The sequence below is a fragment of the Streptococcus equi subsp. zooepidemicus genome (assembly GCF_015689395.1).
Classification (GTDB): Bacteria; Bacillota; Bacilli; order Lactobacillales; family Streptococcaceae; genus Streptococcus; species Streptococcus equi.
In genome coordinates, this window is record NZ_CP065054.1 from 1,607,899 (window position 1) to 1,621,183 (window position 13,285).

At 42.3% G+C, this 13,285-nt stretch carries 14 protein-coding genes and 2 pseudogenes; 5 read left to right on the forward strand and 11 right to left on the reverse strand.

Annotated elements, in window-relative coordinates; translation table 11 throughout:
* Positions 1 to 46 precede the first annotated feature (46 nt).
* Positions 47 to 736, reverse strand: a complete 690-nt coding sequence (gene rplA, locus I2432_RS07570; RefSeq protein WP_012677559.1) for a 50S ribosomal protein L1 — start codon at positions 734 to 736, stop codon at positions 47 to 49.
* A 105-nt stretch (positions 737 to 841) separates the two neighbouring features.
* The gene (rplK, locus tag I2432_RS07575) at positions 842 to 1,267 is read right to left on the reverse strand and encodes a 50S ribosomal protein L11 (protein WP_003049875.1); all 426 of its coding nucleotides are present in this window, start codon (positions 1,265 to 1,267) and stop codon (positions 842 to 844) included.
* Positions 1,268 to 1,502: 235 nt separating this feature from the next.
* Between rplK and I2432_RS07580 the strand changes: the two genes are divergently transcribed.
* Positions 1,503 to 2,300, forward strand: coding sequence for a LacI family DNA-binding transcriptional regulator (locus tag I2432_RS07580; RefSeq protein ID WP_206158704.1), 798 nt, complete (start codon positions 1,503 to 1,505; stop codon positions 2,298 to 2,300).
* Positions 2,301 to 2,464: 164 nt separating this feature from the next.
* Complete coding sequence (locus I2432_RS07585; RefSeq protein WP_138119623.1) at positions 2,465 to 2,815, forward strand: DUF3397 domain-containing protein; 351 nt, start codon at positions 2,465 to 2,467, stop codon at positions 2,813 to 2,815.
* Positions 2,816 to 3,015: 200 nt separating this feature from the next.
* On the opposite strand, the pseudogene I2432_RS10520 reads toward I2432_RS07585, so the two are convergent.
* Positions 3,016 to 4,464: pseudogene (locus I2432_RS10520) on the reverse strand (DNA translocase FtsK); the annotation flags it as partial.
* A 104-nt stretch (positions 4,465 to 4,568) separates the two neighbouring features.
* Positions 4,569 to 5,415: pseudogene (locus tag I2432_RS10525) on the reverse strand (cell division protein FtsK); the annotation flags it as partial.
* 119 nt (positions 5,416 to 5,534) lie between these two features.
* On the opposite strand from I2432_RS10525, the gene I2432_RS07595 reads away from it, so the two are divergent.
* Both I2432_RS07595 and I2432_RS07600 read left to right on the forward strand, forming a co-directional pair.
* A complete protein-coding gene (locus tag I2432_RS07595) occupies positions 5,535 to 5,708 on the forward strand; it encodes a hypothetical protein (RefSeq protein ID WP_012516058.1) in 174 nt (57 codons plus the stop codon).
* 85 nt (positions 5,709 to 5,793) lie between these two features.
* On the forward strand, positions 5,794 to 6,600 hold the full coding sequence (locus I2432_RS07600) for a peptidylprolyl isomerase (RefSeq protein WP_206158705.1): 807 nt from the start codon (positions 5,794 to 5,796) through the stop codon (positions 6,598 to 6,600).
* Between the two features lie 155 nt (positions 6,601 to 6,755).
* Here the strand turns inward: I2432_RS07600 and I2432_RS07605 are convergent, their stop codons facing one another.
* The 3 genes from I2432_RS07605 to I2432_RS07615 are packed head-to-tail and all read right to left on the reverse strand — an operon-like array spanning position 6,756 to position 9,307.
* Positions 6,756 to 7,589 (reverse strand): metal ABC transporter permease, encoded by an 834-nt coding sequence (locus tag I2432_RS07605; protein ID WP_206158706.1) that lies wholly within the window; start codon positions 7,587 to 7,589, stop codon positions 6,756 to 6,758.
* On the reverse strand, positions 7,590 to 8,315 hold the full coding sequence (locus tag I2432_RS07610) for a metal ABC transporter ATP-binding protein (protein WP_138119628.1): 726 nt from the start codon (positions 8,313 to 8,315) through the stop codon (positions 7,590 to 7,592).
* A gap of 59 nt (positions 8,316 to 8,374) precedes the next feature.
* The gene (locus tag I2432_RS07615; RefSeq protein WP_043031220.1) at positions 8,375 to 9,307 is read right to left on the reverse strand and encodes a metal ABC transporter substrate-binding protein; all 933 of its coding nucleotides are present in this window, start codon (positions 9,305 to 9,307) and stop codon (positions 8,375 to 8,377) included.
* A 145-nt stretch (positions 9,308 to 9,452) separates the two neighbouring features.
* Here I2432_RS07615 and I2432_RS07620 point away from each other — a divergent pair, with 145 nt between their 5' ends.
* Positions 9,453 to 10,100: a metal-dependent transcriptional regulator gene (locus I2432_RS07620; RefSeq protein ID WP_138119630.1), complete on the forward strand. Its 648-nt coding sequence runs from the start codon at positions 9,453 to 9,455 to the stop codon at positions 10,098 to 10,100.
* 49 nt (positions 10,101 to 10,149) lie between these two features.
* Here I2432_RS07620 and I2432_RS07625 read toward each other — a convergent pair whose 3' ends face one another.
* From I2432_RS07625 to glmU, 4 genes are read right to left on the reverse strand one after another with little or no spacing between them, the layout of a single operon-like run.
* Complete coding sequence (locus tag I2432_RS07625; protein WP_138119631.1) at positions 10,150 to 10,851, reverse strand: 5'-methylthioadenosine/adenosylhomocysteine nucleosidase; 702 nt, start codon at positions 10,849 to 10,851, stop codon at positions 10,150 to 10,152.
* Positions 10,852 to 10,872: 21 nt separating this feature from the next.
* Entirely contained in the window at positions 10,873 to 11,121 is a 249-nt protein-coding gene (gene macP, locus I2432_RS07630; RefSeq protein ID WP_012679907.1) for a cell wall synthase accessory phosphoprotein MacP, read from the reverse strand.
* A complete protein-coding gene (locus tag I2432_RS07635; RefSeq protein WP_138119632.1) occupies positions 11,121 to 11,675 on the reverse strand; it encodes an NUDIX domain-containing protein in 555 nt (184 codons plus the stop codon). The genes macP and I2432_RS07635 overlap by 1 nt, the downstream gene beginning before the upstream one ends.
* 30 nt (positions 11,676 to 11,705) lie before the next feature.
* Positions 11,706 to 13,088 (reverse strand): bifunctional UDP-N-acetylglucosamine diphosphorylase/glucosamine-1-phosphate N-acetyltransferase GlmU, encoded by a 1,383-nt coding sequence (gene glmU / locus I2432_RS07640; RefSeq protein ID WP_138119633.1) that lies wholly within the window; start codon positions 13,086 to 13,088, stop codon positions 11,706 to 11,708.
* Between the last annotated feature and the right edge of the window lie 197 nt (positions 13,089 to 13,285).

A 13,285-nucleotide genomic window follows, 5' to 3' on the forward strand; every position in this document is an offset into this window, starting at 1 on the left:
TCTGTCTCAAAACCAATCCCTTTTAGGGTCAGTCCTTAATTACTTATTAAAATGAACTTGGATCTACCTTGATACCCACACCTTGTGTAGTTGTGATAGATACGTTAGTCATGTAAGTACCTTTTGCAGTAGCTGGCTTAGCCTTAACCATCACCTCATGGAAAGCCTTAAAGTTTTCAACCAACTTGTCAGCGTCAAATGATACTTTACCAATGATAGCTTGTACGTTACCTGCTTTATCAGCACGATAGGTAATTTTACCACCCTTAGACTCTTCAACCGCCTTAGCAACGTCCATTGTTACTGTACCAGTTTTAGGGTTTGGCATCAAGTTACGAGGTCCAAGGACACGTCCAAGACGTCCAACAATAGCCATCATATCTGGTGTTGCAATAACAACATCAAAATCAAGCCAGCCGCCATTGATCTTAGCAACAAGGTCATCTTCACCAACGAAGTCTGCACCAGCTGCCTTTGCTTCTTCAGCTTTTGCTCCACGAGCAAAAACAAGGACACGCTGAGTTTTACCAGTTCCGTTTGGCAACACCATCGCACCACGAATTTGTTGGTCTGCCTTACGAACGTCGATGTTTAAGTTATAAGCAACTTCTACAGAAGCGTCAAATTTTGCGAAGTTAGTTTCTTTTGCGAGTGCTACAGCTTCCTCTACACTGTATGCCTTTGTGCTATCCACTTTCTCAAGTGCTGCACGCATTTGTTTGCTTTTTTTAGCCATTTTTATCTTCTCCTTGTAATGTGGTCATATCGATTTGATTTAAAATCTCCCACGTCACTCATCTCTTATGATGAAGTCTTGCGGGTAATAGGGGCAGGTTGCTGATTAGTCAGTAACGGTGAATCCCATAGAACGAGCAGTACCTTCAATCATACGCATTGCAGCTTCAATGTTTGCAGCGTTTAAATCTGGCATCTTAGTTTCAGCAATTTCTTGTACTTGTGCACGAGTAACTGTCGCAACTTTAGTTTTGTTAGGTGTCCCTGATCCTTTTTCAACACCTGCAGCCTTCTTTAAAAGAACAGCAGCTGGTGGTGTCTTAGTGATGAAATCAAATGATTTGTCTTCGTAAACTGAGATAACAACTGGGATAATCATACCAGCCTGATCAGCTGTACGAGCGTTAAATTCCTTAGTGAATCCCATGATGTTGATACCTGCTTGACCAAGAGCTGGTCCAACTGGTGGAGCTGGTGTCGCTTTACCAGCAGGAATTTGAAGTTTTACAAGTTTTTCGACTTTTTTAGCCATTTTTAAAAATCCTCCTGTTGTGGTTTTGGCGGTAATTCATGATTTTTACCTCCCACAGGTATGCTAGAGCATACCCTACCATTATACCTTATCAGACAAATAAATCAAGTCATTTTCACAAAAAATGTTGCCGCAAATAGCCTATGTCTCCTATCTCACTAGCAGCATAGGCTTATGAGTCTTCCAAGATCCACTTCTAGTTGACTTTTAAGCGTTTTTTTATTATAACAAAGCTATGCATAAGAAAGTTACGATCAAAGATGTCGCACGCGAGGCGGGAGTTTCTGTGGCTACTGTCTCCTATGTCATCAATAACAGAGAAGATCAAAAAATTAGCCCTGAAACGCGCAATAAAGTGCTGCAAATGATTAATCTTTTAAATTATCGGCCAAACCAAGCCGCAAAATCACTCGTGACACAAAAAAGACAGCTAATCGCCCTTTACTACAAAGAGCACAGCTCTATTTTAAAAAGAGCAGAGCAGCTTCACTTTATCACCCAGCTATCTGCCTTTCTTTACACAAAGCACTATCATTTGATTTGCCTTAATCAAGAATACATCGGAAAATATGATGTAGCAGATGTCATTCTCACCCTAGAGGTCACCAAAGAGGAATTTTACAAGATCGGAAATAGTAACTTTGTTCCTTTGATTGCTATTGATAGTATTATTGATGATCCCTTATTTTTCCAGATTAATAACGACCCTCGCCTGATGCTGAAAAAAGCCAACAAGCATTTTGCTGGGGAGCCCTTTGAACTGGTTAGTCTCCCTATTCAAAACCAAGAAATCACTCAAGAACTCGCTCAACAGTTTGATAACATTTGCTGGATTCACTCTATTTGCGACATCGAAAGCGTGTCTAAGGGGAATATTCTAGTTATTGATGATACTGTCAATCATATTCTTAGTAAGCACAAGAACAAGCTATACCTGCCAAGTATCTCAGAGGCTAAGCTTATGAAGCTTTTTCAGGCTATTGAGTGGGCTTCCAAAAGAGAAGCAATCAACAATCATAATATTTTGGTTTAACCGTGATAAGAGCTTAGTCCTATGCTTCAACAAGCTTGCTGCTAAGCTCTTTTTGTCGGTCAAGAGGTCAACTTTATTTAGGTGTCAGTCGGTGTGCCAGCTCTTTTAGCCACTAAAAGCAGGAATTAGTTTACAAGTCTACCAATTGGGTATAAAATAGACTTATGATCATCTACAAATTAACAGCCTTAGCTTTTATTATCCTGACTCCCTTATTCTCTATGATAATGATATCTTTATTGAGACTGGGACGAAGGGGCATTAAGTTTCCTGATTTAGCCTTACCACTTTTTGTTTTTGACATTGTGATTGTATCAGGAAAATTTTTCACCCATCATTTGTTGCCTTATTACCTGATTGTTATGTCCTTGTTGGCCATTGTTATGGCACTCTTGCTGATCATCAGAATCCAGCAATTTTCTTACCGCCGATTTTTCAAACTATTTTGGCGAGTAGGCTTTTTAGTCACACTACTCTTTTACCTGATGCTAGTTGGTCTTATTTTTATCGTTTAGTACCTTACCAAATATGGCTTTGAGCCTAGCAACAAGTGATAGCTAGCTTAGCGTTACTAGTCTGGAAAAACTTTTTCAAGCAAAGCGTCTGAATTATTCTATCGTTACCAAAACCAATTCAAAAACCCGTATCAAGCCACATGGTTAAGCTTAGCTTGGTACGGGTTTGTTTTATGATGAGCCTTTAGATGAGCTCTTTTTTAATTGGTTTGCAGTACCTTTCTTGGCTTAGTCCCCTCAGCTGGACCAATGACACCGGCCTCTTCTAATTCGTCCATCAGTCGAGTTGCTCGGTTAAAGCCAACCGATAGACGCCTTTGGAGCATCGAGGCACTTGCCTTTTGCGTTTCCAATACAAGAGCCCTTGCTTCCTCAAAAAGGGGATCACCCTCAGGAGCTCCGCTACTACCATGATCAGAGTCACTAACCTCACCTGGATCAAAATAATCATCATAGTCAGCCTCTGCCTGCTCCTTGATAAAGCTAACAATGCGCTCAACATCATCATCTGAAATAAAGGAGCCTTGCAGACGCACAGGGTGATTCTCATCAATCGGCTTAAAGAGCATGTCCCCGCGACCGAGCAGCTTTTCAGCGCCATTTTCATCAAGAATGGTGCGACTATCTGTTCCTGATGAAACCGCAAAGGCAATGCGTGATGGAACATTGGCCTTAATCAATCCAGAAATAACATCAACAGAAGGTCTCTGAGTAGCTAAAATCATATGGATACCTGCTGCACGCGCCTTTTGCCCAAGACGAATAATAGCGTCCTCAACCTCCTTACTAGCCACCATCATCAAATCAGCTAGCTCATCAACAATAACAACAATCATCGGCAAAGGGATTTGCTTTTGCTCAGATTGCTTGTTGTAGGCTTCAACCTTGGCATTGTAGCCTGCAATATTTCGGACACCGACCTTACTGAACAGCTCATAGCGATTTTCCATCTCATCAACAACCTTTTGAAGTGCTTTGCTTGCTTTACGAGGGTTGGTGACCACCGGGATTAACAGGTGAGGAATGTCATTATAAACAGACAGCTCAACCATTTTCGGATCGACCATTAGGAATTTGACCTGATCCGGTCTAGCCTTCATTAAAATACTGGAGATAATACCGTTGACTGCAACAGATTTCCCTGATCCTGTTGAGCCAGCCACCAGCAAATGAGGCATGCGGGTCAAATCAAAGCTTCTGGCACTACCATTGACAGCCTTGCCAAGAGGAATTTCTAGCAATTTATCATCAGAAGTGTTGGATTGCTCCCAAAGCTCGCGGAAAGAAACCGTTGCAACCTCTGAATTTGGTACCTCTATACCCACAAGGGATTTGCCAGGGATCGGAGCTTCAATCCGTACGTCCTTGGCTGCCAAGGCCAAGGCCAAGTCATCAGCTAAATTGGAAATGCGATTCACACGAACACCAACAGCCGGCTTAACCTCGTATTTAGTTACAGATGGCCCAATCTCTGCCCGCTCCACCTTGACGTCAATTCCAAAGCTTCTGAAGGTATCCTCTAATACCTTGATATTTTGACGAACAAGGTACTTTTCCTTGGATTGATTTTTAGGCTTATCAGCAGCAAACAGCTCTATCGTTGGTAGCTTGTACAACAGATTGGTCTTTGGTGTGAAATCCACCTCTACTGACAGGTCCTCATCATCTGATAGCGGCGCCTCTCCTGCGATTGCTGAAGCACCCGTTAGAGGGGCTTCTGGTACAGACTCCTCTTCATCTCCAAATGCCTCAGGCTCATCAGTAGCAGGGTGTGAATCATAAGCCAGAATTTCCGGCTCAAAAAATGCCTCAGACTCCTTCTGACCAGCACCCTCCATCAATAGGTCTTCTGGCTCTGCTAAAAGCTCACCTGTCTCAGGATCAATCGCTTGGTTTGCCAGATATTCTTGCTCCTCCAAGGCCTCTCTTGCTAGACGCTCCTCTTCAGCCAACAATCGTTGCTTTTCTCGCTCAACAAAGCGTTTTTCCTTCTTTTCTTGATAGGCCAAGGATAGCTTTTCAAAAAGCGTCTTAACAAAATGACTGACGTCATAAATATCCCAAGGGGTCATTAAAAACAAGCCCAGCAGAATAAACAAAAAGCCAATAAAATAAGAGCCAATATTAGAAAACAAGAAGGAAATGGGCTTGTACAGCATGGCCCCAAGCATACCACCACCAACAAACTCGCTGACCTTAAAGGCTAGCAGGTCATTGGTGATTAGCTGGATAGTCCCAGCAACAATAGCCTGATGCGCTAGCTTAGGCAATGAGAAAAGATAGGCATGCCATTCAACCAGAAGCCCTAAAAACAAGATGATAAAGCCAGCGATAAGGCCATCTTTTTGCCTGAGCCACTTGAAGAAAAAGAGGTAAAAAAGAACCGCCAATATCAAGAGATTAGCCAAGTCGCCAACCATAAAGCGAATAAGATTATATAAGGTAACCCCAAGCGCACCTAGCCGAAGCATAGCAAAAACAAGCAATAAAGCGCAGGAGAAAGAAACAATCATTCTCTTAATAGCCTTTTGCTTTTCAAGCTCTGCCTTTGTTAAACGCTTCTTAGGGGAATTTTTTTTTCGTTGAGTTCTTCTAGCCATAGCCTTATTATAACATTTTTTAATCGTTATGAAAGATGACATTAAAATTCTCAATAAATAGGTGAAGCTGCTTGATTTTATGCTATAATGTCAATCATAAGAACAAATAGGAGTTGAAGATGGAAAAAGAATTTAACACCTTGACCTATGGCAAACTTCCCCTGCAAATTGATATGGGACATGGCAAACTAATTCCCAAAGGAGTTGAAGTCAAGGCTGTCGTTGATATGCAGACTGGGCAAGTCACCTTTAAGGTTTCTCAGGAGGACTTAGAGAAGCTTAGAAATAGTTAAAAAATAGACTTCGTCTCATGCCCTTTAGCTTTATTTTCCAAGTCATTTTATGTTAAAATAAAAGAAATTGTTCTAAGGAGTACACATGAAAAAACTACTATCTTTTGGCTTAATCGGTCTTGCTTTGCTTAGCTTAAGTGGCTGTGAGTCCATTGATCGTGCTATTAAAGGTGATGAATACGTCGATGAAAAAATCGCTAGAGAGGAAAGCGAGGCAGCAGCAAAGGCTTACGAAGCAAAAATCAAAAAAGCGCTCAAGGCTGACGCTGATCAGTTTCCACAATTAAATAAAGAAGTCAGCAAGGACGAAGCTAAGGTCATTATCAAAACTAATCAGGGCGATATCACCCTCAAGCTCTTCCCCAAGTATGCACCGCTTGCTGTTGAAAACTTTTTAACACACGCCAAGGAAGGCTATTACGACAAGCTTTTGTTCCATCGGGTGATTAATAACTTTATGATTCAAACCGGTGATCCAAAGGGAGATGGATCTGGCGGAGAATCCATTTGGAAGGGCAAGGACAGCAAAAAAGATGCGGGACAAGGCTTTGCTAATGAAATCTCACCATTTTTATATAACATTCGAGGGGCTCTTGCTATGGCAAATGCCGGTGCAGATACTAATGGCAGCCAGTTCTTTATCAATCAAAGCAAGCTCAACCAAGCCAAGGCCTTATCAATTGATAATTACCCTAAGCCAATCATTGACGCCTACGAAGAGGGTGGCAATCCTAGCCTAGATGGTGGCTATACCGTTTTTGGTCAGGTTATCGAGGGTATGGATATCATTGATAAAATAGCTGCCAGCCCAGTCGGTCCAAATGACAAGCCAATAAAGAACATCACTATTAATGCTATTGACATTGTTAAGGATTACTCCTTTAAAAAATAGCCTCTAAGCTACAACAACAATAAAACGACCAGCTCCTTATCGGAAAAGCCGCCGATTCAAGAGCTGGTCGTGATTTTTTTCTTGTTAACTAAATGAAGAGCTGGCCTGTTGATCATGCCATAAGTTGCTTTCAAAGCACAGCCAGCTATGGTTTACTAGGAACGCTTTTTAAAGTAGCCCTGCTTAGGCGAAACAAAGAAGCTAATCAGAAACACCACAGTCGAGGTTAAAACAATGCTTGAGCCTGCCGCAATATTAAAGGTATAGCCCAAATAAAGCCCCAACACAGAGGTCACAGCTCCCAAGCATGAGGAAATAACCAGCATTACCTTTAGGCTGTTAGCATACAAATACGCTGTAGCTGCTGGCGTAATCAGCATCGCCACAATCAAAATAGTACCAACACTTTGCATAGCAGTCACCGAAACCAAGGTCAATAAAATCATCAACAGATAATGATAAGCAGTGACCTTCATTCCCATAGACCTTGCTAGCACAGGATCAAAGGAGGTAATGAGTAATTCCTTAAAGAAGAGGACAATAATAGCTAAAACAAAAACCGAAACAATGATCGTAATCCATTTGTCACTGTCTTGCACTGCCAGGATATTTCCAAAGAGGATATGAAAAAGATCCGTTGAGCTATTAGCAACCCCAATCAGAATAACCCCCAAGGCAAGAAAGGAGCTAAAGGTTATCCCTATTGCTGTATCTCCCTTGATAACAGAGTTTTCCTTGATATAAGTGATGATCACAGAAGCCAATAGACCAAAGACAATAGCCCCTACAAAAAAATTAATCCCTAAAATAAAGGACAAGGCTACTCCTGGCAAAACAGCGTGAGAAATCGCATCACCCATTAATGACATGGATCTAAGGATAATAAAGCAGCCTACTGCTCCTGATACAATACCAATAACAACGGCTGTAATAAGGGCATTTTGTAAAAAATGATAGGACATCAGCCCTTCAAAAAACTTCAAATACATTTAAACAATTCCCTTTCCTAAGAATAGATGATCACCATAGGCCTTTGATAGGGTTTCAACAGTGAACACATCATCAACAGGTCCATAAGCAATCAGCTCTTTGTTCAATACCACTAACTCATCAAAGTAATGCTCTACCTTGCTTAAATCGTGATGAACAATTAAAATCGTTTTGCCTGCTTTTTTCAAGTCCTTGAGCAGGTCAATGATGATTTTTTCGCTAACCGAATCAATCCCAACAAAGGGCTCATCAAGAAAAATATAGTCTGACTCCTGAATCAAGCATCTAGCTACTAGCATACGCTGAAACTGCCCACCAGAAAGAGATTTTATCGGACGATTACCAAAGCCAGCAAGCCCAACCTGCTCTAGTAGCTGGTTAACCTGATCATATTCTTTTTTTCCGACACGACGAAAAAGCCCTAGCCTAGTGTAGGTCCCTAATGAGACACACTCCTTCACCGTAATTGGAAAGTTGTAGTCAATCATGCTGCGCTGCTCTACATAAGCAATCGTATGCCCCAGCCTTCGACCGTCCTTTTGATCAACAGTCACTTGGCCACTATAATCTAAAAGATTGAGCATAGCCTTCATCAAGGTTGATTTTCCTGCACCATTTGGCCCGATAATCCCAACGATAGCTGGTCCTTTGATTTGTAGTGAGATATTGTCTAAGGCTTTTACGTTACCGTTATAGCTAACCGAAAGATTTTGCGTATCAATCATTTTTTCTCCTTAATACAAACAAAGCACAACACCAGAAGCTGCTGTGCTTTATTGTTATATTATTTTGCCAAGCCTTCAGAAATTTTATCAAGGTTCCATTTCATCATAGCATAGTAGCTATCTCCATCTTGACCTTTTTTGGCTACAGAGTCTGTAAAGATTTCTGCATAGATTGGAATACCACTGTCCTTAGAAACAGTCTCCATTGGACGTCTGTCAACACTTGACTCAACAAAAAGCGCTGATGGCTTAACGTCCTTCAATTTTTCAATCAATGATGAAATCTGATCTGGAGTTCCTTCTTCTTCAGTGTTGATTTCCCAGATGTAGGCTGATGGGACACCGTAAGCTTTTGAGAAGTATTTGAAGCAACCTTCACTTGTTACGATTAGCTTTTTGTTGTCAGCAATCGCATCAAATTTTGATTTTGCTTCCTTATCAAGCTTCTCTAGCTTTTCAACATAAGCTTTTAGGTTGTTTTCATAGGTTTCCTTGTTTTTAGGGTCTTTAGCAATCAATTGCTTTGCAATATTTTTTGAATAGATAACCCCATTTTCAAGATTCAACCAAGCATGAGGGTCTTCCTTGCCCTTTTCACTTTCACCTTCTAGGTAAATCACATCAATGCCATCAGATACAGCGAAGTAGTCCTTGTCTTTTTTCTTCTTAGCATTTTTTACAAGCTTTGTAAACCAAGCCTGTCCGCCGTCTTCAAGGTTAATACCGTTATAGAGGATAAGGTCAGCATTGCTAGTTTTCTCAACGTCTTCTGGCAACGGCTCATACTCATGAGGGTCTTGACCAATCGGCACAATGCTGTGCAAGTCAATCTTGTCACCTGCAATATTTTTAGTCATGTCAGCAATAATGGAATTGGTAACCACAACCTTGAGCTTATCACTCTTAGCTTCCTTGTTTCCACCATTAGAGCAGGCAACCAGCATGAAAACAGCCAAAAAAGCACTCAAGGCGAGGCTAAGTTTCTTTTTCATCAGTTATCTCCTTAGGATCTATTATTTAATTAATTAAGTATAGTTAATTATGCTATTAGCATAACTTTTTTTTAGGCCTTTGTCAAGATTTTTATGAAATAATCTGATATAATAATCATTATAAATAAGAGAAAGGCTTTTAGACATGACGCCTAATAAAGAAGACTATTTGAAATGTATTTATGAAATCGGAGAGCAGAATATTAAAATTTCTAACAAAATGGTAGCAGAGAGAATGAAGGTTTCTGCACCCGCTGTGTCAGAAATGATTAAGAAAATGATCTCACAAGGCTGGATTGTAAAGGATAAGACCTGCGGCTATTATCTAACAGAGCAAGGGCAGCGCTTAGTGGCAAATCTTTATCGTAAGCACCGATTGATGGAGGTTTTCTTGATCCATCAACTGGGCTATACTGCTAGAGAGGTGCACCAAGAGGCTGAGGTGCTAGAGCATACGGTGTCAGATATATTTATTGATCGCTTGGATAAAACCCTTGGCTATCCCACCTTTTGCCCTCATGGAGGGACAATTCCACGTCGCCAGCAGCCCCTAATCGAAATCAACAAAACAACGCTTAATACCATTAAAGAGCTGGGAGTTTTTCGTTTGAGCAGGGTTCATGATCACTTTGAGCTTATCCAGTACCTAGAAGCCCACCAGCTGACAGTTAATAGTGAATTTAGACTGATACAGATAGATGACTTTGCAAAAACCTATACCATTGCTTATGCAGATAAGGAGCTGATTATCCCTGAAAACATTGCTAAGCAACTCTATGTAACTGCTATTTAGAAAAAACCTGATAGTTTGCTGCTACCACAAACTATCAGGTTTTTGATTATCAGTTGTCATTAGGTAAGGCCTCTAAAAAGGCTATTAAGACCTTGGCTGATTTTTTTCCAGCCTCAACAATAAACTGGTCAAAGGTCATATTAGCGTCATGAGCTGCTGTATCGCTCATCGCCCTAACAACAATAAAGGGCTTACCAGCAGTATGAGCGGCCTGTGCCACTGCTGCTCCCTCCATTTCCACTGCTAAGGTCTCTGGGAAATGTGCTTTGATGGTATCAATACTTTCTTGGCCGGCAATAAAGCTATCTCCTGTTGCAATCAAGCCAATCCGACTATTGGTCTTTTCCTGATCAAGCACCTGCTTAAAGGTCTCAACCAGCTTGCTATCACTGTCAAAGTAAAGGGGCTGCGCAGCCATTTGACCATAATCATAGCCAAAGGCCGTCACGTCCACATCATGATACACCAAGCGATCCGCAACAACAACATCACCAATAGCCAACTCATTAGCTATTGCCCCAGCCGATCCTGTATTTATAATAGCGTCAGCCTGAAAGTGCTCTGCTAGCATCGCAACGGTCATCGCTGACATGACCTTTCCAACACCAGATTGGACTAAGATCAGCTCATGGCGACCAAGACGACCTGTATAGTAAGTATTGGAGAGCAGCTGATGCTCTTGACTATCCTGGAGCTGCTCCAATAAAAACCGTAGCTCCTCTTCCATAGCCGCAATAATTCCAATTTTCATATGATATCCCTATTTGTTTTTCTATAAATTAAAGACCGCATAGACCAAGAGAGCAATCAAGACAAGCACCGCTAAGAGAATCAGATTTAACCGAGATTGAAAGCGACTGCGCTTAGCATTTTCAATCCTGCGACTTTTGTAAATGCGATCGGTATGCTTATCCTCAAAGGTCATGATTTTGGTTTCAAAATCTGCATAATCGTCAGGCTCAAACTGTTCTCCGCGCTGAGCCTTTTCGATAATGTCATCAGTTAGCAAGGGCTTGCCCATTACACATCACCTCCAAAATGAAGGGCGTAATATTGCAGGGCAATGATGGTTTTAGCATCGACAAGCTTCCCTTGTGCCACTAGATCCATACATTCTTGATAGCTCAGCTCAAGAAGCTCAATCACCTCATCTGCGTCCTGTGGTCTAGGATTGGCAACTCTCTTCAGATCTGTCGCCAAGTATAGCTTAATTTTTTCATTACAAAAGCCAATTGCTGTATAAAACTCGTGAATGAGACGCAAATCACCAGAATAGGCTGTTTCTTCCTCTAGCTCTCGTGCTGCTGCTTCTAATGCTGAGTCAGCCTCACCGATCTCTAATTTTCCAGCAGGAATCTCATAGGAAATCGCTTCGATAGCCTTACGGTACTGCTTGACAATTAGCAGCTTACGCCCTGGCGTTACAGCCAATACAGCGACTGCACCACGATGAAAAATCAATTCACGCTTAGCCTGACCTAGACCGTTTGGCAATTGGACATCATCTACCGCAACTTTGAAAATGTGACCATCAAAAATCTCTTGCCTTTTAATCGTTTTTTCTTCAAAATCCATGTCTGATCTCCTTGCTTTCTCTCCATCATTTTACTTTGCTTGATTTGGGTGATGTGGTAGCCTCTTGGCATAGCCCTCCTTCACCACCTGACGGCTACGCCCTATAGCCACACTGTCTGCCGGCACTGACTGGGCTATCGTAGACCCTGCGGCTGTTAAAGCATTCTCCCCAACCTCTACCGGAGCTATCAAAGTCGAATGACTCCCAATAAAGGCATGACTGCCAATCACTGTCTGGTATTTCCTTTGACCGTCATAATTAACCGTAATGCTTCCTGCACCAATGTTAACCTCCGAGCCAATCTCGGCATTCCCCAGGTAAGTCAAATGCCCTGCCTTGGTATTGGCACCTAGATGAGACCCCTTAACCTCTACAAAGTTCCCAATATGAACGCTCTCATCGAGCTGTGAATCCGGGCGAATGTGCGCATAGGGCCCTACTGTCACACCATCTGCTAGGACTGAATCCTCAATCACCGACTGGCTAACCACTACACCCTCACCAAGCCTCGAATCAAGGATATAGCTCCCATTGCCTATGACACTTCTGCTGCCAATCCTGGTCTGTCCCTTTAAGGTCACATTGGCTTCAATCAAGACGTCTGGTGCAATCTCTACACTGCTTTCAATATAGGTAGCTGCCGGGTTTTGCAGGGTCACCCCATTAAGCATGTGCTGCCTATTGATCCGCTCCTGCATAATCACCTCGGCCTGAGCTAGGGCTAAACGATCATTAACCCCTAGGCTCTCATCAAAATCCTTCAGCAGGTAAGCGCCAACCCTTTCTTGGCCAGCCTTGAAAATACTGATCACATCGGTTAGGTAGTACTCCCCTTGGGCATTATCAGTCGTGAGATGCTTTAGAGCCTCAAAAAGGCGCTTATTGTCAAAGATATAAGTCCCTGTGTTGATCTCCTTGACCTCTTGCTCTGCCTCATTCGCGTCCTTTTGTTCAACGATGTTGACCACCTCTCCTGCTGCATTGCGAATGATTCGGCCGTACCCAAAGGGGTCCTTGGCACTGGCTGTGAGAATGGTTGCCACATTCTTTTCTCTGATATGATAGTCTAGCAGGGCCTTGAGGCTTTCTCCTCTGATCAAGGGGGTGTCACCTGCAATCACTAGGGTCTGCCCCTCTAAGCCAGATAGCTCCTCTTCTGCCATCATGACTGCATGACCTGTTCCTAGCTGCTCCTCTTGCACCACTGTCAGTGATTGATCACCTAGGACGGCACGTACTTGCTCTGCCTGATGACCGATCACTGTGAGTTGCTTTTGAGGAGCTAGGGCTGAGACGCTCTTGAGGACATGCTCCAGCATGCTTAGGCCTGATACCTTGTGCAGCACCTTGGGAAGCGCTGAATTCATGCGGGTTCCCTTTCCAGCTGCTAGGATAATGGCGTAGTTTGGCATAATGACTTCCTCCGTTTGTACATAGATCATCTCATTATAGCACAAATGGCCTTAATTTGCAGAAAAAACAAGAATGCTGCAATAGTCCTTAGCTTCAGACAAACTCCCTTACCTACCTTGATTAACTTTTTAAAGCAGCTAGCTAGAGCTGCCTGTCATCGTCAAGTATCAAAGATGTCGTAAACAAAGCAAGCTGC